Source organism: Haladaptatus caseinilyticus (assembly GCF_026248685.1).
GTDB lineage: Archaea > Halobacteriota > Halobacteria > Halobacteriales > Haladaptataceae > Haladaptatus > Haladaptatus caseinilyticus.
Genome location: NZ_CP111036.1, coordinates 1,681,944 through 1,699,646 on the forward strand (window position 1 = coordinate 1,681,944; position 17,703 = coordinate 1,699,646).

A 17,703-nucleotide genomic window follows, 5' to 3' on the forward strand; every position below is an offset into this window, starting at 1 on the left:
TTCGACCGCTTCTATCGGTAGTAGTCGCGCTTGTTGTAGACGTAGACCAGCAGGAGGCTGGCGACCACAATTCCGAAGATGGCTCCGATGTTCCCGAGAAGCAGGTTGAAGCAGCCAACCAGTAGGTCGATACCGAACACGACCATCGTTAGCGTCCATGCCCACGGTTTCAGCGTCAATAGCCCCCACGCAACCACGAGTTGCACGATCGAAAGGATGATACCGAGCGGGCCGAAGACGATTCCGAGCGGCGAACTGGCCATCGTCCCGAGACCGCCGAGGATGCCGAAAATCGCCGAAATTGCCGCGAGGATCCCGAGTATTTTGATGCCGAGCGGAGGCGAACGACGGCGTCCGTACGTGCTGGAGGGTGCCATACTCGCTCCTGTGAGGCGAGTTATCATAAATGCCATCCACGAAGTATTTACGGGTACGCGATACACCTTCGACTACATGAACGCCGATGACTCCTCCGGATGTCCGAAATGCGGCCACACGCAAGCCTCCACGGACTCTATATCGACGACCGGTGGCGGATTGAGCAAGATGTTCGATATCCAGACGAAGAAGTTCACCGTCGTCTCGTGCGACAACTGTGGCTACTCCGAACTGTACAAAGACGTTCGTAATCGCGGAAGCGACGTTGTAGACGTGTTTTTCGGCTGATGACCACCCTTCCGTCGGGGATTGTTCGATTTGCATCCCCGACGACATCTCCAACGATAGTTATATTCTCTACTGTCCAATAGATGATGTATGGGAAACAACGATACGCTCGTTCACGCGCTCATCGGCGCGGCCGTAACGCTCGTGACCTCCTTCGTTCCGTTTTCACCCGTACTCGGCGGTGCCGTCGCGGCCTATCTCAGCGACGCCGACACCGGCGACGGCGTCAAAATCGGTGCCATCTCGGGTGCGATCGCGACCATTCCGATGATTCTCATCGGGTTCCTGTTCGCGAGCATCTTCCTCTTTGGGAGCGCGCCGGGTGGATTCACCGTTTTCCTCCTCGTGATCGGCATGATCGCAATCCTCTACACTGCCGGACTGAGCGCGCTCGGTGGCTACATCGGCGCGTATATGACGAATTCTAACCGAGGAATCGACGTAACGTCTCAGTGACTGCATCTTCCGCCGCAGTCACTTCGTTTTCGTTCACGTACTCCTGCGGTCCGTGTGCAACTGCTCCGTCGTCGTCGGCGAGTACGCCCGGTCCGAACACGACGGTCGGTGCGATCTGTGCAAAATAGGACGCCTCCGTCGCCGCGCCGAACGGTCGTACCTCGCCGCCGGAGGCGTCTCGGAGCGTTCGGACGAGTTCCGAATCAGCAGGCGTCTCGAACGCTTCCAAAAACGGCGTGTCCCGTTCAGCGAGCGAAACGTCCACTCCAACTCTTTCGGGCGCGGACTCCCGAAGATGGGTTTCGAGCGACCCTCGAAACTCCGCCGCGCCTTCCGGCGGAACGCTCCGTCGATCGATGACGAACGAGCAGTCGGCGGGGATTTGATTCGTCGCGGTTCCGCCCTCGACGGTCGTCGGGGTGAGCGTCGGTAACCCGAGTTCGGGATGTGGGTTACGGGTGTCGAACGTCTCCAGCGCGGCCAGTACGGGTGCGAGGCCAGCGATGGCGTTGACGCCTGCCTCGGGTTGTGCGGCGTGGGCGTTCTCTCCCCGTAGTGTCACCGTCCCCTGAAATCGCCCTCTTCCCGCGTTACAGACGTCGAGTCCGGTTGGCTCGCCGACGATGACGGCATCCGCATCGATGGAAAGTGCCGCCGCCCCCGTCGAATCGGTTTCTTCGTCCGGCGTGATTGCGAGCGTCACCTGTCCTCGCTCAGGTTCGACGGCGAGGAAAGCAGCAAGACATGCGGCGAGCGGCCCCTTCGCGTCACAGGACCCTCGGCCTCGGACTCGGTCGCCATCACGCGAAAACGGAACGTGTGGCGGAACCGTGTCGATGTGCGTGTTCAAGACGATGCGTGGACCGTCTTTCGTCGCTGTTCGCTTCGCAATGACGTTGCCAGCATCGTCCACGTCGGCATCAATACCCGCCGATTCGAGCGTTTCCGTGAGAAAATCGCGCATCTCCGTGACCGACTCGTGTGATGGGGTCTGTACCGCTCGCTCCAAAAATTCGATCGTGTCGAATCCATTCATGCTTCCAAGTCGAGTCGCCCCGCCGTGGAGATTCGAACTCGTCCCTCGAACTCGGGTTCGACCGGGCCGGAGAGCGTGGCGTACCGCTCGCCGAGCGCGACTTCGAGGTTGCCCCCCGGTGGTGACACGGATATCTCCCGTTCCTCGGTTATCCCGAGCCGTCGGGCAACCACCGCGATTGCGACCGCTCCGGTTCCACAGGATTGGGTTTCGCCTTCGACGCCGCGCTCGAATGTCCGTTGGTCGAACCCACCGTTGCGCGGTGACGCGAAGGTGACGTTTGCGCCCTCGGGAAACATCTCGGCGTGTCGAATCGCCGGGGCGTCCTGTTCGATATCGATCGAATCCACGTCGTCCACGAAGGCGACAGCGTGGGGGACGCCAGTGTTGACTGCCGTCACTTCGTAGCCACCGATTTCCTCCCGTATGAGCGGTTCATCCTGCGCGAGGGGAACCCCATTCGGCGAAAAGTCGGGCGCACCCATCTCGATGGTCGCGCCGTCGTCGTCGATGCTCGCGTAGCGCGTTCCGGCGAGAGTATCGATCATGACCTCGTCGGTGTCCGCCTGTTCTGCGGCCCACACTGCGGCACAGCGTGCGCCGTTACCACACATCTCCGCCGTGCTTCCGTCGGGTTGCACGAGCGTCATAACGACTCGCGGTGGCCGGTAGTTCGGTTCGAGTGCGAGGAAGAGGACGCCGTCCGCGCCGATTCCGTCGGCGCGGTCGCAGGCTTCGCGTGCGAAGCCTGCGCGATTCGGGACGCAGACGCTCGCATCCACGATGACGAAATCGTTGCCGGTGCCGTGGTACTTCTCGAACGAGACGTTCATTGCCACACCACCTCCGCTTCGGTCGCAGTCACGTCGCCGAGCGTTTCGCGTCGGTTGACGACCGCGCTGCGGTCGCCGTCCACGACGACGACCGCGGGTCGCGGACGGGAATTGTACTGGCTCGCCATCTCGTAGCCGTAGGCACCTGCGTTGCCGATTGCCAGCACATCGTCGCGATCGGGGTTGGCAATCGTGTGTTCGCCGAAGGTGTCCGAACTCTCGCAGATGGGTCCTGCGATGGTCGTCTCGATTTCGGGGGCATCCCCGGCGAGATTTCGGACGTGGTGGTAGGCGTCGTAGAGTGCGGGTCGGGCGAGCGTCGTCATTCCGGCATCGACGCCGAGAACGGTGATCTCCGCGGTTTCCTTGACCGTGTTCACTCGCGTCAGGAGGACGCCAGCATCCGCGACGAGATAGCGACCCGGCTCGACCACGAGCGTTGCATCGAGGTCACCGAGCGCTTCCCGGGTCGCCTCCGCGACCGAATCGAGGTCGAGCGGCGATTCATCGGGATGGTACGGAACGCCGAAACCACCCCCGACATCGACGAATTCGAGCGACAGATCGATGTCGCGTGCCAACTTGCACATCCGTGAGACGAGTTCTCGATGGTTGCTCAAATCGTCGCCGGAAATTCCGCTTCCAGCGTGGGCGTGAATCCCCACGACAGCGAATTCGTCCGCAGCGGTTTCGAGCAGTTCCGCGGCGCTGTCGTACGGGACACCGAACTTCGCATCCGCGCCGGTTCGTACCTTCTCGTGATGTCCGGCACCGACGCCGGGATTGACCCGAAGGCAGAGTCGTCCGTCGTAGCCGCGCTCCGCGAGTCGGTCGATGGTGTCCTCCGCCCCGACCGTAATCGTCAGTCCTGGGTGCTCGTCGGCGAGTTCCACCGCCCTGTCGAGGTCTTCGGCTGGCGGGTTGACGGCGGTGTAGTGGACGTGCTCGCCTTCGAACCCAGCGGCGAACGCGCGCTCAGTTTCGCCTGCCGACGCACACTCGACGCTCGACCCTTCGGCTTCCAACGTTCGAAGAACCGCCCGCGAAGTGTTCGCCTTTGCCGCGAAGTGAACGTCGGCGTTCGGGAACGCCGATGCAAATCGCTGGTAGTTCTCACGTACCCGACCGAGGTCGATGACGTACAGGGGCGTTCCGTGTTCCTCGGCGAGTGATTCGAGTCGCTCGGGCGGCCAATCCGCCAGTCGCCGTACGTCGGGGTTGTCGGGGTCGTTCCCCTCGTCACTCGATTCGCTCGTCGCGCTCATCGGAGGGCCTCCTCACGCTCGACCTGCGCAAGCGTGTCGTCTTCTACATCGAGGGCGACGACGGCGGGCTTGAACGCTCCGCCGTCGAAGAGGTCGTGGTCGCCAAGCCCGGATTCCACGAATCGGGTAAACGCACGTCGGTTCGACGGCAGATGGCCGTACAATATTTCCTCGTCAACGAGGTCGTAGACCGGAATCCGCGGCGTGAGAAGCGTGTTCTCGCCGACGATGCTTCCCTCGCCAACGACGAACCCGGAGGTAACGCGACAGCCAGCGCCGAGGGTCACATCGTCCTCCACGATGACGGGGGTGCTTTCGACGGGTTCGAGGACACCACCGATGAGCGTGTTCGCACCGAGTTTGACGTTCGCGCCGATTTGCGCGCAGGAGCCGACAGTGTTGCAGGAATCGACGAGCGTTCCGTCACCGACCGACGCGCCGATGTTGACGAAGCTCGGACTCATCATAATACAGCTCGAACCGATATGTGCTCCACGTCGGAGGACGGTTCCGTCGGGTGTATTTCGGGTTCCTCGCTCCGGAAGGTCGGTAGTTTCCCTGAGTGGAAGCACGTCGTAGTATGTGACACCACCGTACTCGTGTCCCGCCGTATCCCGGATGCCGAAGTTCAGTAGGATCCCTCGCTTCACCCACTCGTTCGCTTCCCACGCACCGTCGTGCTTTTCGGCGGCGCGAATTTCGCCCGCCTCCAGCGCGTCGAGGAATCCATCGAGGGTTTCGTACACCCTCTCCTCAGCGCTTTCTGCATCCAGTTCGCCCGATTCGTATCGCTGCCACAGCTCTCGTATGTCGTTTCTCATTCTGCTACTACCTCGCTAAAATCGTACCGACCCGGAGTTCGTCCGGTCAACCAGACCGCCGCATCGAGTGCGCCGTCGGCGAACACCGCCCTGCTTCCCGCGCGATGGGTCAGTCGCAGTTCCTCGTGGTCGTTCGCCAGCAGGATTTCGTGCTCGCCCCTGATTCCGCCTGCTCGTCGTGCATGGACACCGATTTCGTCGGATTCGCGCAGCGCGTCTCCCTCGCGCCCGTGCACTCGCCCGTCGAACTCCCCGGCGGATTCGATTCGGTCGATGATCGTGTTCGCCGTGCCGCTCGGGGCGTCGCGCTTGTGTCGATGGTGGGATTCCGTGACTTCGACGTCGTATCCGGGCAAATCGTGGACCGCATTCCCGACTGCTCGGAGTAGCGCCTGAATCCCCCGTGAGAAATTGCTCGCGTGAAGGACTGGCACTCGCTCGCTCGCTTCGCGGAGGGCAGCCTCGCCGCCCTCCGTGAACCCCGTCGTCCCGACGACGCAGGCGACGTCCGCCTCCGCGCAGTCGCCGACGAATTCCTGACTCGCTTCGGGAACTGAAAAATCGACGAGTACGTCGGGGTCGTACTCCGCGAGGGCACTTTCGAACTCGCTCGCGGGTTCGATGGGGCGTCCGTCGATTTCTCCCGACAGTTCACGGCTGACGCCCGCGACGACGCCCGCGTCGTCGCGGGCGTCTGCCTCCTCGATGACCCGTCGTCCCATTCGTCCGGTTGCACCGGAAACGAGAACGCGCGTCTCGGACGATTCCCGCATCATACGGATTCCTCCAGACGATCGAGGACTCCGGCCAGTTCGTCGCGATTTTCCGCAGAGAGCGGTGACAGCGGCGGACGCAGTCCGCTCGGCCCATAGCCACGAAGTTCCATCGCCGTCTTCACCGGAATCGGGTTCGTCTCCGAGAACAGTGCGCGGAACAGCGGCCCGAGGTCGTATTGGAGTTCCCGTGCTCTGTCGTAGTTACCGTCGAGTGCCGATTCGACCAACTCACAGGTCCGCTCGGGTTCGACGTTCGCCGATACGCTGATGGTCCCCGTCGCACCGAGCGACAGCATCGGAAGCGTCAGCGCATCGTCGCCCGACAGCACCGAAAACGCCTCGTCTCGGGTTCGCTCGATGATTTCGCTTATCTGCCCGAGGTCGCCGCTCGCAGCTTTGTAGCCCGCGATGTTTTCGTGCTCTGCCAACGAGACCGTCGTCTCCACGTCGATGTTTCGTCCCGTTCGGGACGGGACGTTGTAGACGATTTGTGGCAGGTCAACTTCGTCGGCGATGGTCCGGTAATGTCGTTCCATCCCGGCCGGTTCGGGATTGTTGTAGTACGGCGAAATGAGAAGGAGTCCGTCCGCCCCGGCGTCTTCGGCGCGTCGGGAGAGTTCGAGTGCTTCGTGCGTGGCGTTGCTTCCGGTTCCGGCGATGACCGGGACGTCTACGGCCTCGACCACTGCCTCCACGACTTCCGCGTGTTCGTCGTGGGTCAGGGTCGCGCTTTCGCCGGTCGAACCGACGGGAACGAGGCCGTGTACGCCGGCCCGTTCCAGACGTTGGGCGTCGCTGCGAAGTTGGTCGTAATCGATGCTGTCTCCCGTGAAGGGCGTCGTCATCGCGGGGTAGACCCCGCGGAACGGTGTGTTTGTCATTGGTTTTGAGTCGGAAATCGGTGATCGCGCGGTGCAAAACGAGGATGATCCACGACGGGTGTGCCAATCCCGCCGAGAACCGTTTATGCCGCGCGTTTTGTGCGTTTTCCGACTGTGCGGTCGCTCGTCCCAAACGAAAGCAGGGGGTGAGCGACTACACATGGCATATACGACATGGCTGTTCCGTGGGGACTTATGCCTTACGCCGCAGGCAGAGTCTGCGGCGGCTCTCGGGTTCCCATCGTTTCCTCGGACGGGGGGAGTCTAAACGAAGGCTGAAACGATCTGTCAGCAGTCGTTCGGTTCGTCACGCTCTCGTTCGCTCCAACCGTGACGCTACGTTCCAGCTCGAGTACACATTTAAATACGATGGGAATTTATGTCAAAGTATGAATTGGAACCTCATCGGTCGGTGTGGCGTGCGATACACGTTCGCTTACGCCGGTCTCACCGTTGCTATCGTCTACGCCGTGACGCGGTCGGGGCTGGTTCTGCTCTCCACGTTCGGGTTCGGATTGGTCGTCCTGCTCTTCGCGCTCGGTGGGACTGGGACCGTGCGAATGGGGACGGGGATGACCAATGCGGATTCGATAGGTACCCGGAGCACTATCGTCGATCCGAATGATTTATCGGCGAAACGGATGGACAGCGACATCAAATTCATCTTTTACGGCGTCGGATTACTGCTGTTCGCCGCGCTCGCACTCCTCCTTCACGGGTGAGTACAATCCGGCGGTCTTATCACGTCTCCGGAAATAGCCACGGTCGATGCTCGTCCTTGGAGATGCCCACGCCGCCGACCCCGAAAACCGGCGCGCCCTCTTTGCGGCCTACCGCGAAGCAGACCAAGACGTAACTCTGCAACTCGGTGACTTGGAGTACTACGATCTACCGAAACCGACGTGGTTCATCGCGGGCAACAACGAGGACTTCGATACGATTTCGGCACTTCGAAACGGTCTGGTGTCGAACTCCGAGGTGCGAAACGCCAACCTGCTGGCAAGTACCGCCGTCGAGCTCGACGGGTTACGCATCGCCGGGTTGTCGGGAAACTACGCGCCCACTCAATACGACCGTCCACGTGCGAATCTCGTCGGCGAACGTCGCCGTCACTTCACCCACGAAGACGTCGAACGCGCGATGTCGTTGGAATCCGTCGATGTACTGATGACCCACGAAGCACCGCACGGGTTGCCCGTTTCCGAAGAGTACGAAGTCGGATGCCAGTATGTAGACGACCTACTCTCCGCGCTCGACCCTGACCTCTGTCTTATCGGACACCACCACCAACACTCGGAAACGACCATCGGTAATACTCGCGTCATCAGTTTAGCACCGACGTGGGAACGATATTACATACTTGATCCCGACTCCCTCTCTCTCACGTGGGCGGAGATGAAAGAAAACTGAAGACGGCTAAGCAGGAACCTCTTTATGCGAGTAGTTATCACACCAAGGTATGACCGAGATTCACCCCGCTCAGCGCGTCACGGTGCTGGCCGACGCGCAAAACCTCTATCATACGGCTCAAAGTGTTTACAGCCGTAATATCGACTACTCGTCCCTCCTTTCTAAAGCAACCCAAGATCGAGAGCTAACACGTGCTATCGCGTACGTCATTCAAGCGGACAGTCCCGACGAGGACCGGTTTTTCGATGCGCTCACGGAAATCGGGTTCGAGACGAAAATAAAGGCGATCAAAACGTTCGGCGACGGATCGAAAAAAGCCGATTGGGACGTCGGCATCTGCCTCGACGCGATTACGCTCGCACCGAAGGTGGACACCGTCGTTCTCTGTACGGGCGACGGTGACTTCGCACAACTCGCGACGCATCTTCGCCACGAGGGTGTGCGCGTGGAAGTGATGGGGTTCCAAGAATCGTCCGCGGAAGAACTCATCGACGCTGCCGACACGTTCGTCGATATGAGCGAACGGGCTGATACGTTTCTGCTTTAAACCGGTCGGCCGTCCTCGGCAGTTCCGTACATGAGCGCACCCGCCGCGAGTGCAACCGTGGCGAGCCCAGCCAGTGCGTTCCCGACGAGCGATCCCGCCATGGACGTGATGGCGAAGATCAGGACGCTTCCGGCTAACAGAAGCGCGATTCCGAGTAGTTCTTTGGTGTTCATACGCGCCTTTCGGACTCATTCCTAATAAATCACTCTCAAACCGATAGACTGCAGCATGGTAACCAATGACATTGGTATGCTTTGATATGGCATTCGAAGGATGTCGAAGGGCTTTCACCCTCCCACTACGAATCCGGCCCAATGACCGACGCAGGAGCTGAAACGGCGGAGTCCGACGACCTTCCCGCGCTTCGAATCACTGCCGATTATCAGTTCGGAGCGGGCGCCGGAACCGCACTGTTCCCGAAGAACGAGGAGTTGGAAATCCGTCGCTCGTCGTCCGGCCGCCCGCAGCAGGTTCACGCCGACGGTACCAGACTCGTCACCTACGCGACTGACGGGCGATTTACGCTCGGACTCGCAGGCGGTTCCCGACTCGCAGCGGCTCTCGACGCACCAGCAGGCCGCGTCATCGTCGGTGACGAGAGCGAACCGTTCGTTCGCGACGGCAAGAACGTCTTCGCCAAATTCGTCGACTCGGTAGACGAGGACGTTCGCGCCGGCGACGAGGTACTCGTTACGCACGAAAACGGTGATCTGCTCGCGGTCGGTCGCGCCGAACTCGACGCCGACGCCATCCTCGATTTCACCACTGGAATGGCCGTTAAAGTGCGCGACGGTGCGGATGAATAGGTCGTTCCATCCCGTAGTCCCGCTGTTTTCGTCGCGCTCGGCGGAATGACCGTGACTGCGATTGGACCGTTCCGTCGATAGCGAGCCACAAATCGAGCCCCGATTTCGGCCTTCGAACCCGACCGAAACCTTCCCCCGGCATACTGTTCGCTTTTACAGCCATTTTCGCCCCGGCCTCGGAACTCCCTCGATGAGCCGTTCACCTGTCGTTTCGGAGGCTATGGCCACTGTCCAACGCGACGAGGGGGAGAAAATAAGTCGCCGCGTTTGCGTCACGTTTTTTGCCCTCCGTTCCGACGATTCGGGTATGTTTGGAGGAGGCGGCGGCGGACTCAACCCCCGAAAGATGCAACAGATGATGAAGCAAATGGGAATCGACGTGGACGACGTCGATGCCGAAGAGGTGGTCATCCGGACGGCCGACGGCGAGGAACTCGTCTTCAGCGACCCCGAAGTAACTCGGATGGACGCCCGCGGTCAGCAGACCTACCAGATCGTCGGCGACGCCGAAACGCGCGAAGCGTCGGGCAGCGCGAGCGGTGCGGTCGAGGCCGGCGATGCGGAATCGTCCACGGACGAGATTCCGGATGCTGACGTGGAAATCGTCGCCCAACGAACGGGTGCAAGCGAAGACAAAGCCCGCGAGGCACTCGAAGCGGTCGATGGCGACCTCGCGGCGGCGGTCGAGCGACTGGAGTGACGATACTGCTCGTTCACGGCGACCGAGAGTATCTCCGTGACCCCGGCGAGGAACTCCAGACCGACCTCGGGGTTCTCACCGTTCCCGAGGACGTGCAACCGGGCGACACCTTGATGACCCATTTGGACGAGGAGTTTACGGTTCGACGACTACGCGGCCCGGACCTCTTTCACCATTTCGAGCGCACGGGCGCGCCGATGCTCCCCAGAGACATCGGACTCATCGTCGGTGAGACTGGCATTTCGGCTGGCGACCGAGTGTTGGACGCTGGAACCGGAACTGGCGTTCTCGCCGGGTATCTCGGCCGGATCGGCGCGGATGTCGTTACGTTCGAACGCAAGACCGACTTTGCGGAGGTCGCCCGCGAAAACATCGAAATGGCGGATGTCGCCGACAGAGTCGATGTTCGAACGGGCGACATAACCGAAAATATGGACGACCTCGGCGAGTTCGACGTGCTCACGCTCGACACACCGGACGCGGCGGAGGTCGTCGCGCATGCGCCCGACCTACTCGCCGATGGTGGCTCGCTCGGCGTGTACGCGCCGTTCGTCGAGAGCGCCCGCGATGTCGAACTGGCGGCTCGCGAAGCGAACTTCGACAACATCCGGACGATGGAAACCATCCAACGTGAGATGGATTTCGACGACCGAGGGACGCGGCCCACGACGACCGGCGTCGGTCACACTGGCTATCTGTTATTTGCAAGAAACGTGTGATCGTCCCTCATTTCGATGACCGTCTCAGGTTTCGATTCGCACTCCCTTTTCGAGCAGAAATGCTGAACTATTTCCTACCCGAATTGGAGCCCAATGACCCGATTCCAGAACACAGGACAGCCCGATTGGGACTGGTGGGAACGGCTTTGGCCTGCTCCGAGCGAGCTGCTCCGAACGCTCGGGGTCGAGTCGGGCGAAACCGTCGCGGAAGTCGGTTGTGGCAACGGCTATTTCGTCCTCCCGGCTGCGGAACGTGCGGCGATGGTATATGCGGTCGATATGGACGACGAACTACTGGCAGAACTCGAAGCGATCGCCGAAAATCGCGACCTTACCGGCCGAATCGAAACGATTTGCGGTGACGCTCGGATCCTTCCCTTCCTGCTTCCTGCCAGCGTCTCGTTTGCGCTCGTTGCGAACGTTCTACACGGTGTCGGTGAAAAACGTCAGTTCCTTCGACCGTTCGGCAGGTTCTCGAACCGACCGGCCGAGTTGCGGTCATCAACTGGCACGACCAACCGCGAGCCGAAACGACGCTCGACGGCGAGCCGCGTGGCCCGCCGACAGACGTTCGGATGTCACTCGACGAAACGACGACCCTGCTCGAAGACGCCGGGTTTTCGATCGAAGAAACGGTCGAACTGCCGCCGTTTCACTACGCCGTCATCGCTGAGCGAGCGGAGTGAGCGATGGGTAAACTAACCAACCCCTCCGAATCAGCAACCGACGCAGTCACCAGAAATCAGCGACTCCACAGTTCGTAGCGGCGAGAACGGACCGTCGTAAAAGGTCGTGTTTAGTGATCGTCTTCGCGCCACTTGTGCTCGCACTCGGTGCAGACGAAAAATCGGGTTTCGCTCTCGTCGGCCGAACGAATCTGTTGCATGTACCAGTAGGCTTCGTCGTTGTCGCAGTTCGGACACTGCGCGCTCGTCGTCGGAAGCCCGTTGGTGCCGCCGCCGCTCTCTATTATCTCGCTGGCTTCCTGGTCTTCGGTGATCGTGTAATCGCTGGCGTCGCCTTTCGGCTTCTCGTAGCCACAGCTACCACAGACCCAAAGGCCATCGTCGGCTTTCATCATGGAACCGCACTCGTCACAGAACTCCATCGTTGTCCCGGGATAGCCGACGCGCCCATTTAAACGGCGTGCTTCTTAGCCCTCGCCCTCGGACTGGTATGGCTCACCCACCGCCTCCCGCGGCAGGACGTTGTTGATCTCCGCGTCGATGTCCTCGACGGATTCGTACTCGTCCTGTTCCGTCTGTGCAACGAGTTCGCCGAGGTTCTCTTGTCCTTCCGCGAACAGAACGGTTACATCATCCAGTGCTTCCGCGGCTTCGTCGCGCGACACTGGATAGGACAACCGCTGGAGTTCGGACTCCAGATGGCTGAACTTAACAGTATGTGCCATGGCAACAGAGAACAACGCGAATCGTCTTAGCTGTTATCACGGCCTCCATCACAATCGTCTTCACCGCGGGAACGGTATTTCGAACCGAATGTTCGGTACCGACAGACGGGTATTAGCGCTGGCGCTGGCACGAATGGCGGACGCAGTCGGTAATTCGTTCCTTATCGTCGTGTTGCCGGTGTATATCGCGAGCGGTGCGGTTTCCGGCGACACGTTCGGTCTCGAGGAGGCGATGGTCACGGGAGTCGTGCTCTCGTTGTTCGGCTTTCTCAACAGCTTCACGCAGCCGTTCGCCGGGAGGATCTCCGACCGAACCGGAAAACGAAAGCTGTTCATCCTGCTCGGTCTGGCGATTCTGACGCTGACGAACGTCGCATACGCCTTCGCCGGAAACTATGTGTCGCTCGTCCTCATTCGCGCACTTCAGGGCGTCGGCGTCGCCTTTACGATTCCCTGTACCATCGCGCTCGTCAACGAACTCGCCACGGGTGACACCCGTGGGGGGAATATGGGCGTGTTCAACACGTTCCGTCTGTTGGGATTCGGCCTCGGACCGATCGCGGCAGGGTCGGTCGTGGATGGTGGACCGTACACCATCGCAGGTATCCAACTGACCGGCTTCGACGCCGCGTTCTACTTCGCGGCAGTCGGCGCGCTCGTCAGCTACTTGCTCGTCACCTTGCTGGTGAGCGACCCGAAGCGCACCGAATCGAGTGCCGGCGAGGAGTTCGACCTCTCGCTGCGTAGTTCAGGTGGTGGTCTCGATCCCGTCTTTACGCTCGGACTCACGACGCTGTTTTTGGCGATAAGCATCGCACTTCTGGCGACGATCGAACCGACGATCAACGAACGGCTGGACCAAGGGAAGACGTGGTTCGGACTTCAGTTCGCCGCGTTCGTCCTCGCACAGGTCGCGCTTCAGGCTCCGGTCGGCCGCGCGAGCGACCGGTTCGGCCGCCGTCCCTTCATCATCGTCGGAATGGTCGTTTTGGTCCCAGCGACGCTGGCACAGGGGTTCGTCGGTACCTCGACGCAGATGCTCGTTGCCCGTCTCGTACAGGGTGTCGCCGGCGCGCTGGTGTTCGCGCCTGCGCTCGCGTTGGCCGGTGACCTCGCGCGTGAGGGGCAGTCCGGAACTCAACTCTCCATCCTGACGATGGCGTTCGGACTGGGGACCGCAATCGGTCCGCTTGCGTCCGGATTCCTCGTTCGGTATGGCTTCTCGATTCCGTTCGAGTTCGGGGCGATACTGGCGGCGCTCGGCGCACTCCTCGTCTACACGCAGGTCGAAGAAACGATGTCAGTGGGTGCGGATTCGGACGCCGAATCGCGCCCGGCGCCGCAAGATTGAGGGTTTCTACTTGAATTCCGGTTCCCGGTCGTCCAGGAACGCGGCCATTCCTTCGCGTTGGTCGTGCGTACCGAACAGCGAACTCCAGAGACGGCGCTCGTAGCGGAGGCCTGCCGACTGGGTTCCCTCGTGTGTCTGGTTCAGTGCTTCCTTTGCAGCCTGAAGGGCGAACGCCGGTCGTTTCGCCAAATCCCTCGCCATTTCTTCGACGTGGGCGTCGATCTGGTCGTGCGCGACGACTTCGCCGACCAAGCCCATTTCGTGGGCATCCTGTGCGTCGATTCGCTCGCCGAAGAAGATGAGCCTGCGAGCCAGTTCGTCGCCCACCACGCGAGCGAGTCGCTGGGTCCCACCCCATCCTGGAATAATGCCGAGGTCGATTTCGGTCTGGCCGATGACGGCGTTCTCGCTCGCCACCCGGAGGTCGCAGGCGAGCGCGAGTTCACACCCGCCGCCGAACGCGTAGCCGTTCACCGCCGCGATGGCGGGCGCGGGGAACGACTCCAGCATGTCTGCCACGTCATGTCCGAGCTCCGCGTACTCCTGTGCTTCCGTCGTCGAGAGGTCCTGCATATGGCTGATGTCGGCTCCCGCGATGAACGCTTTCTCCCCAGCGCCGGTCAGTACGAGCGCGCGGGCATCTTCGGATTCTGCCTCGGAAATCGCATCACGGAGCGCGCGCAACGTCTCGACGTTCAACGCGTTGAGTCGGTCGGGTCGGTCAACCGTTAGCGTCGCTACGTCGTCGTCGTCGTCGAACTCGAGTCGTACCGTGTCCCATTCGGGCATGCGTTCACCGTCTCGCGGAACTCGGTTAATCATTGCGGAGATGTGGATTTTGATCGAAAGACGGATCGATGTCCGCCATAGTGGGTCCCGCGAGTGTTCGGATGAGTGTGGAAAGACGAGTTCGGTTATTCCTCCACACGACCCCGCAATCATCGTCGTCGCCCAAACTGCTCCGGAACTGGGAAATAATACGCCCCCATACCCTTTCCATAATGACGCTGTCCGAGGAGGCCCGCGAGCGACTCGCCGACCTGGTCGAACTGCAACCGACGAAAAACAGCGAACTACAGGACCGCTGGGGATTGGAGAGCGGGAGCGAAGTGCACCAGTATCTGGAGAGCGAACTGAAGGAGTACTACTACCGCGACGAAAACAGTTACATCTGCGCGACGACCGAGGCGAACGACCTCGTGGACGTGGAACCAGGCATGGTCGCTGACGAGGACGGGGATGCACCCAGCGTCGTCCGCGTGCCTGAAATTCAACAGCGTATTTTCACCGTTCTCGCCGATCACGACGAGCGATCCGAGAGCGTCGTCTCCGTGCTCCACAAACTTCGCGACGAGTACGACCTCGATCCCGACGTGGACGACGTGCGCTCCGCCCTCCAGAGTTTGAAACGAAAGGGCGTCGTCGAAGTCGTCTACCGAACCGTCCCGACGTTCAAACTCGCCGTCAAACGAGAGGAAATCACCGTCGAAGCGTCCGGGTAATCGGTCGAACCCCGGACTAGTGACACCCAGTCGGATTACTTCGGTCGAAATCGCTCCCGGCGGGAGTCGAGCAGTCGCTGAATCGCCTTTCCAGGGCCGCCTTCGATTGGCCATCCTTTCCGTCGCCACGCGGGTGGTTCGGGTTCGAAGTCGGAACAGCGTCCGGAACACTGTTTCGCGGTTTGCGAACACGACTTCGCCGAACAGTGGGGAAGCAGCAACTCGTTTTCGCGCCGCAGTTCGAAGTGCCGACAGTCGGGGCGCATGGTTCGGGTATACGACCGCCAGCCGCGTTCGTACGCCCGCTCCGCGATTTCCAGTCGCTTTTGTTGTTTCGTTTCGCTCTCGACGTAATCGAAGCGGGCCGCCGATTGATCGTATGCTCCGCCACTCGGCCGCTCCACGATTCTGGTTCCCGGCGACTCAACGTCCAGGGTTCGGGGATACCACGCCACTGTGGCGGTTTCCGCCTTCGAACTCGCATCCTCGTCGAAGGTCAGAATGCCCGCCTCGACGGGAAGGGATTCCAGCAGTGCAGGTTCGACTCGGTCACCGGTCGCACGAGTTGCAACCCACACTTCGTCGGCCAGCGCGAACGCCACGTCTCGTTCCATCTGAGGACGTAAATCGCGGGCGGCACTGGCGTCCAGATCGGGCTTGTTTTCGATTGCGACGATGCGACGAACCCAGTCCGGATAGTCCCAGCGGCGCCTGATTTCGAGCCGTCGTCCGCGTTTTCGAACGTCCAAAATCCCCCGGTCGTCCGCCTCGTGAATCGTTTCACGCACGTATCGCCACGAATAGCCCGGGTGGGGGAGGGCGTCCTGATACCACGCCCACTCTTCGGGTGCGTTCCGCATCACGTGTAGATGGTCGCTTTCGAGTCGCGTTCGACCGAACTTCGCACGTTGGGCGAACGCGTCACTGTCCACCTCTACGACGACTGTATCCCACCGTCTACGCTTCGTCCCGAGCTGTCGCGAGACGAGCACCGGACATTCACGGCCCGCTGGTGGCCAGTTTCGTTCCACCCACCGACACGTTCGCAACTCGAACGTGAACTCCGGCTCGGCCATACCGACTTCTCGTCCCCCGTGCTGGTAAGCGATTCGACTGACTCATAGCAGAAAATTTTTGTTTACCGGTATGAAAGTTCCAGCCACGCTCGTCACGAGACGGGCGAACGCGGTTTTACCGCAATATTACCGAACAGCTATGAACATACGACACGCTTTGACCTCCTTGGTGATCGTCTCGCTCCTCGCAGGCACTGCCGTTGCAGGCACCGCCGGAACCGCGACGAACACCGACCAGAACCCTGCTGTACAGTCCCCTCTGTTCTTCCAACAGGAAGGCGATGGTAACGGAACCGTTTCGTTCAACCACTCCATCTACGAAGTCCAACAGGGCGAGACAGCAACGATGAACTTCAGCCTCGATGGTCTCGACGCCATGACCGTCCGAATCGGCGGTGGACAGGCTGATTACACGCTAAACGCATCCGTCACCGACGGCGACGGCGATGGGCAGGTCGTTTTGCAGTTCGACACGTCGAAAGCCGGAAGCGGTGATGGATCGGCGCTGACGGCACGAGGCGACGACGACACCGTCTCCGTCACGAACGAGACGAACGCGGATTCGCTGAAAGCGTTTATGTACGGCCTCACGGTTTACTCGGGAACCGGCGAGAACGCCTCCGAAATCGCCTATGGCGGCATCAACGTCCACGGTGACGGCTCGTCGAATCGGACGACGACAACGACCGAGGGTGAATCGTCCGGGACGACGACAACGACGGCCACCGAAACGACCGGGTCCGACGGCCAACCCGGCTTCGGCATCGGTCTCGCAGTAACCGCCCTCGCGGGAGTCGCACTGCTGGCGCGGCGTCGATAACGTCCGAAAACTCCACGTTTTTCAGTGGTCGTCGTTCTCGTCGAGGAACTCGTGAGCATCACGGAGGATGTCCCGTGGACCGTCCTGCGTGATGGTGTTTATCGCCTGTTCGTAATCACGCCACTGCAGGTCGCGGTGTTCGTTCGACAGTTCCGCGCTGGCTTCGTACGATTTTGCGATGAACAGATGCACCGTTTTGTGGATCGTCGTTCCGTTCGCTTCGAAGACGTAACTGTAGTCGTCGCGAAAGCCATCGAGGAGCCGAAAATCGTCGATTCCGGCCTCCTCTTTTACTTCCCTGATTGCCGTTTGCTGTAGCTCTTCGTCGCCCTCCACGCCGCCTTTGGGGAACTCCCAATCGCCCGGACGGCTTTTGAGGAGGAGGTATTCCCTTCGACCACGGGTATCCCGAAAGAGGATCGCACCCGCGCTCGTAGCTTTGACTGCCATTGCGCTCATCTATGCGGTTCGCCATTAAAGGAATGTCGAACCAGTACAGTTCTTCTCGCGTGTCTTCTGCGCACCGTCTCGACCATCACGACATGTCGGGGAAAACCAGACAGCGAACCGAAACATCCGCTCGAACGAGAAGCAGGAATTTTACGTACTGTGATTCTCTATACTCTA

The 17,703-nt window shown here is 60.7% G+C and carries 24 protein-coding genes and 1 pseudogene; 12 read left to right on the top strand and 13 right to left on the bottom strand.

What is annotated here, in order from left to right:
* Positions 1–11: 11 nt before the first annotated feature.
* Positions 12–377 carry a hypothetical protein gene (locus tag OOF89_RS09125; protein ID WP_266075389.1) on the bottom strand — a complete coding sequence of 122 codons (366 nt, stop codon included), beginning with the start codon at positions 375–377 and terminating at the stop codon, positions 12–14.
* A gap of 76 nt (positions 378–453) precedes the next feature.
* Between OOF89_RS09125 and OOF89_RS09130 the strand changes: the two genes are divergently transcribed.
* Together OOF89_RS09130 and OOF89_RS09135 are read left to right on the top strand one after the other, a co-directional pair.
* Positions 454–666 carry a zinc ribbon domain-containing protein gene (locus tag OOF89_RS09130; RefSeq protein WP_266075391.1) on the top strand — a complete coding sequence of 71 codons (213 nt, stop codon included), beginning with the start codon at positions 454–456 and terminating at the stop codon, positions 664–666.
* Between the two features lie 90 nt (positions 667–756).
* On the top strand, positions 757–1,122 hold the full coding sequence (locus OOF89_RS09135; protein WP_266075393.1) for a DUF5518 domain-containing protein: 366 nt from the start codon (positions 757–759) through the stop codon (positions 1,120–1,122).
* Here OOF89_RS09135 and OOF89_RS09140 read toward each other — a convergent pair.
* Genes OOF89_RS09140 through dapA form a run of 6 tightly spaced genes read right to left on the bottom strand, consistent with a single transcriptional unit; the run spans position 1,091 to position 6,734 of the window.
* A complete protein-coding gene (locus tag OOF89_RS09140) occupies positions 1,091–2,158 on the bottom strand; it encodes a M20 family metallopeptidase (protein WP_266075395.1) in 1,068 nt (355 codons plus the stop codon). The genes OOF89_RS09135 and OOF89_RS09140 overlap by 32 nt on opposite strands.
* The gene (dapF, locus tag OOF89_RS09145) at positions 2,155–2,991 is read right to left on the bottom strand and encodes a diaminopimelate epimerase (RefSeq protein ID WP_266075397.1); all 837 of its coding nucleotides are present in this window, start codon (positions 2,989–2,991) and stop codon (positions 2,155–2,157) included. Before dapF ends, OOF89_RS09140 begins: the two co-directional genes overlap by 4 nt.
* On the bottom strand, positions 2,988–4,256 hold the full coding sequence (gene lysA / locus OOF89_RS09150; protein ID WP_266075399.1) for a diaminopimelate decarboxylase: 1,269 nt from the start codon (positions 4,254–4,256) through the stop codon (positions 2,988–2,990). Before lysA ends, dapF begins: the two co-directional genes overlap by 4 nt.
* Positions 4,253–5,077 (bottom strand): 2,3,4,5-tetrahydropyridine-2,6-dicarboxylate N-succinyltransferase, encoded by an 825-nt coding sequence (locus OOF89_RS09155; RefSeq protein WP_266075401.1) that lies wholly within the window; start codon positions 5,075–5,077, stop codon positions 4,253–4,255. Before OOF89_RS09155 ends, lysA begins: the two co-directional genes overlap by 4 nt.
* Positions 5,074–5,853: a 4-hydroxy-tetrahydrodipicolinate reductase gene (gene dapB, locus OOF89_RS09160; protein ID WP_266075403.1), complete on the bottom strand. Its 780-nt coding sequence runs from the start codon at positions 5,851–5,853 to the stop codon at positions 5,074–5,076. The genes OOF89_RS09155 and dapB overlap by 4 nt, the downstream gene beginning before the upstream one ends.
* Positions 5,850–6,734, bottom strand: a complete 885-nt coding sequence (dapA, locus tag OOF89_RS09165) for a 4-hydroxy-tetrahydrodipicolinate synthase (RefSeq protein ID WP_266075405.1) — start codon at positions 6,732–6,734, stop codon at positions 5,850–5,852. The genes dapB and dapA overlap by 4 nt, the downstream gene beginning before the upstream one ends.
* Positions 6,735–7,123: 389 nt before the next feature.
* On the opposite strand from dapA, the gene OOF89_RS09170 reads away from it, so the two are divergent.
* From OOF89_RS09170 to OOF89_RS09180, 3 genes are read left to right on the top strand one after another with little or no spacing between them, the layout of a single operon-like run.
* On the top strand, positions 7,124–7,456 hold the full coding sequence (locus OOF89_RS09170; RefSeq protein ID WP_266075407.1) for a hypothetical protein: 333 nt from the start codon (positions 7,124–7,126) through the stop codon (positions 7,454–7,456).
* A gap of 46 nt (positions 7,457–7,502) precedes the next feature.
* Entirely contained in the window at positions 7,503–8,144 is a 642-nt protein-coding gene (locus tag OOF89_RS09175; RefSeq protein ID WP_266075408.1) for a metallophosphoesterase family protein, read from the top strand.
* Positions 8,145–8,193: 49 nt separating this feature from the next.
* Positions 8,194–8,691, top strand: coding sequence for a LabA-like NYN domain-containing protein (locus OOF89_RS09180; protein ID WP_266075410.1), 498 nt, complete (start codon positions 8,194–8,196; stop codon positions 8,689–8,691).
* Here OOF89_RS09180 and OOF89_RS09185 read toward each other — a convergent pair.
* Complete coding sequence (locus OOF89_RS09185) at positions 8,688–8,864, bottom strand: hypothetical protein (RefSeq protein ID WP_266075412.1); 177 nt, start codon at positions 8,862–8,864, stop codon at positions 8,688–8,690. The two genes, OOF89_RS09180 and OOF89_RS09185, sit on opposite strands and share 4 nt — an antisense overlap.
* A gap of 141 nt (positions 8,865–9,005) precedes the next feature.
* Here OOF89_RS09185 and OOF89_RS09190 point away from each other — a divergent pair, with 141 nt between their 5' ends.
* The 4 genes and pseudogenes from OOF89_RS09190 to OOF89_RS09205 all read left to right on the top strand — a co-directional run bounded on the left by OOF89_RS09190 (position 9,006) and on the right by OOF89_RS09205 (position 11,602).
* On the top strand, positions 9,006–9,497 hold the full coding sequence (locus OOF89_RS09190; protein WP_266075414.1) for a PUA domain-containing protein: 492 nt from the start codon (positions 9,006–9,008) through the stop codon (positions 9,495–9,497).
* Between the two features lie 307 nt (positions 9,498–9,804).
* Complete coding sequence (locus OOF89_RS09195) at positions 9,805–10,197, top strand: nascent polypeptide-associated complex protein (RefSeq protein WP_266079725.1); 393 nt, start codon at positions 9,805–9,807, stop codon at positions 10,195–10,197.
* The gene (locus OOF89_RS09200; protein WP_266075416.1) at positions 10,194–10,916 is read left to right on the top strand and encodes a methyltransferase domain-containing protein; all 723 of its coding nucleotides are present in this window, start codon (positions 10,194–10,196) and stop codon (positions 10,914–10,916) included. Before OOF89_RS09195 ends, OOF89_RS09200 begins: the two co-directional genes overlap by 4 nt.
* Positions 10,917–11,009: 93 nt before the next feature.
* Positions 11,010–11,602 (top strand): annotated as a pseudogene (locus OOF89_RS09205) (class I SAM-dependent methyltransferase).
* Positions 11,603–11,712: 110 nt separating this feature from the next.
* Here the strand turns inward: OOF89_RS09205 and OOF89_RS09210 are convergent.
* Positions 11,713–12,024, bottom strand: a complete 312-nt coding sequence (locus tag OOF89_RS09210; RefSeq protein WP_227774008.1) for a transcription factor S — start codon at positions 12,022–12,024, stop codon at positions 11,713–11,715.
* A gap of 45 nt (positions 12,025–12,069) precedes the next feature.
* A complete protein-coding gene (locus OOF89_RS09215; RefSeq protein WP_266075421.1) occupies positions 12,070–12,327 on the bottom strand; it encodes a DUF5789 family protein in 258 nt (85 codons plus the stop codon).
* A gap of 88 nt (positions 12,328–12,415) precedes the next feature.
* Between OOF89_RS09215 and OOF89_RS09220 the strand changes: the two genes are divergently transcribed.
* Complete coding sequence (locus OOF89_RS09220) at positions 12,416–13,678, top strand: MFS transporter (RefSeq protein ID WP_266079727.1); 1,263 nt, start codon at positions 12,416–12,418, stop codon at positions 13,676–13,678.
* Positions 13,679–13,684: 6 nt separating this feature from the next.
* Here OOF89_RS09220 and OOF89_RS09225 read toward each other — a convergent pair whose 3' ends face one another.
* The gene (locus OOF89_RS09225) at positions 13,685–14,467 is read right to left on the bottom strand and encodes an enoyl-CoA hydratase/isomerase family protein (RefSeq protein WP_266075423.1); all 783 of its coding nucleotides are present in this window, start codon (positions 14,465–14,467) and stop codon (positions 13,685–13,687) included.
* A 212-nt stretch (positions 14,468–14,679) separates the two neighbouring features.
* On the opposite strand from OOF89_RS09225, the gene OOF89_RS09230 reads away from it, so the two are divergent.
* The gene (locus OOF89_RS09230) at positions 14,680–15,180 is read left to right on the top strand and encodes a DUF5797 family protein (protein WP_266075425.1); all 501 of its coding nucleotides are present in this window, start codon (positions 14,680–14,682) and stop codon (positions 15,178–15,180) included.
* A gap of 35 nt (positions 15,181–15,215) precedes the next feature.
* Here OOF89_RS09230 and OOF89_RS09235 read toward each other — a convergent pair whose 3' ends face one another.
* The gene (locus OOF89_RS09235) at positions 15,216–16,256 is read right to left on the bottom strand and encodes a DUF5787 family protein (RefSeq protein ID WP_266075427.1); all 1,041 of its coding nucleotides are present in this window, start codon (positions 16,254–16,256) and stop codon (positions 15,216–15,218) included.
* Between the two features lie 139 nt (positions 16,257–16,395).
* Here OOF89_RS09235 and OOF89_RS09240 point away from each other — a divergent pair, with 139 nt between their 5' ends.
* On the top strand, positions 16,396–17,076 hold the full coding sequence (locus OOF89_RS09240) for a DUF7827 domain-containing protein (protein ID WP_328517174.1): 681 nt from the start codon (positions 16,396–16,398) through the stop codon (positions 17,074–17,076).
* A gap of 21 nt (positions 17,077–17,097) precedes the next feature.
* Here OOF89_RS09240 and OOF89_RS09245 read toward each other — a convergent pair whose 3' ends face one another.
* The gene (locus tag OOF89_RS09245; RefSeq protein ID WP_266075429.1) at positions 17,098–17,526 is read right to left on the bottom strand and encodes a bis(5'-nucleosyl)-tetraphosphatase; all 429 of its coding nucleotides are present in this window, start codon (positions 17,524–17,526) and stop codon (positions 17,098–17,100) included.
* Between the last annotated feature and the right edge of the window lie 177 nt (positions 17,527–17,703).

What these genes read in the sequence shown, in the direction of transcription:
- OOF89_RS09125 (WP_266075389.1), bottom strand. Translation starts at nt 377, where the DNA reads ATGGCACCCTCCAGCACGTACGGACGCCGTCGTTCGCCTCCGCTCGGC.
- OOF89_RS09130 (WP_266075391.1), top strand. Translation starts at nt 454, where the DNA reads ATGAACGCCGATGACTCCTCCGGATGTCCGAAATGCGGCCACACGCAA.
- OOF89_RS09135 (WP_266075393.1), top strand. Translation starts at nt 757, where the DNA reads ATGGGAAACAACGATACGCTCGTTCACGCGCTCATCGGCGCGGCCGTA.
- OOF89_RS09140 (WP_266075395.1), bottom strand. Translation starts at nt 2,158, where the DNA reads ATGAATGGATTCGACACGATCGAATTTTTGGAGCGAGCGGTACAGACC.
- dapF (WP_266075397.1), bottom strand. Translation starts at nt 2,991, where the DNA reads ATGAACGTCTCGTTCGAGAAGTACCACGGCACCGGCAACGATTTCGTC.
- lysA (WP_266075399.1), bottom strand. Translation starts at nt 4,256, where the DNA reads ATGAGCGCGACGAGCGAATCGAGTGACGAGGGGAACGACCCCGACAAC.
- OOF89_RS09155 (WP_266075401.1), bottom strand. Translation starts at nt 5,077, where the DNA reads ATGAGAAACGACATACGAGAGCTGTGGCAGCGATACGAATCGGGCGAA.
- dapB (WP_266075403.1), bottom strand. Translation starts at nt 5,853, where the DNA reads ATGATGCGGGAATCGTCCGAGACGCGCGTTCTCGTTTCCGGTGCAACC.
- dapA (WP_266075405.1), bottom strand. Translation starts at nt 6,734, where the DNA reads ATGACAAACACACCGTTCCGCGGGGTCTACCCCGCGATGACGACGCCC.
- OOF89_RS09170 (WP_266075407.1), top strand. Translation starts at nt 7,124, where the DNA reads ATGAATTGGAACCTCATCGGTCGGTGTGGCGTGCGATACACGTTCGCT.
- OOF89_RS09175 (WP_266075408.1), top strand. Translation starts at nt 7,503, where the DNA reads ATGCTCGTCCTTGGAGATGCCCACGCCGCCGACCCCGAAAACCGGCGC.
- OOF89_RS09180 (WP_266075410.1), top strand. Translation starts at nt 8,194, where the DNA reads ATGACCGAGATTCACCCCGCTCAGCGCGTCACGGTGCTGGCCGACGCG.
- OOF89_RS09185 (WP_266075412.1), bottom strand. Translation starts at nt 8,864, where the DNA reads ATGAACACCAAAGAACTACTCGGAATCGCGCTTCTGTTAGCCGGAAGC.
- OOF89_RS09190 (WP_266075414.1), top strand. Translation starts at nt 9,006, where the DNA reads ATGACCGACGCAGGAGCTGAAACGGCGGAGTCCGACGACCTTCCCGCG.
- OOF89_RS09195 (WP_266079725.1), top strand. Translation starts at nt 9,805, where the DNA reads ATGTTTGGAGGAGGCGGCGGCGGACTCAACCCCCGAAAGATGCAACAG.
- OOF89_RS09210 (WP_227774008.1), bottom strand. Translation starts at nt 12,024, where the DNA reads ATGGAGTTCTGTGACGAGTGCGGTTCCATGATGAAAGCCGACGATGGC.
- OOF89_RS09215 (WP_266075421.1), bottom strand. Translation starts at nt 12,327, where the DNA reads ATGGCACATACTGTTAAGTTCAGCCATCTGGAGTCCGAACTCCAGCGG.
- OOF89_RS09220 (WP_266079727.1), top strand. Translation starts at nt 12,416, where the DNA reads ATGTTCGGTACCGACAGACGGGTATTAGCGCTGGCGCTGGCACGAATG.
- OOF89_RS09225 (WP_266075423.1), bottom strand. Translation starts at nt 14,467, where the DNA reads ATGCCCGAATGGGACACGGTACGACTCGAGTTCGACGACGACGACGAC.
- OOF89_RS09230 (WP_266075425.1), top strand. Translation starts at nt 14,680, where the DNA reads ATGACGCTGTCCGAGGAGGCCCGCGAGCGACTCGCCGACCTGGTCGAA.
- OOF89_RS09235 (WP_266075427.1), bottom strand. Translation starts at nt 16,256, where the DNA reads ATGGCCGAGCCGGAGTTCACGTTCGAGTTGCGAACGTGTCGGTGGGTG.
- OOF89_RS09240 (WP_328517174.1), top strand. Translation starts at nt 16,396, where the DNA reads ATGAACATACGACACGCTTTGACCTCCTTGGTGATCGTCTCGCTCCTC.
- OOF89_RS09245 (WP_266075429.1), bottom strand. Translation starts at nt 17,526, where the DNA reads ATGGCAGTCAAAGCTACGAGCGCGGGTGCGATCCTCTTTCGGGATACC.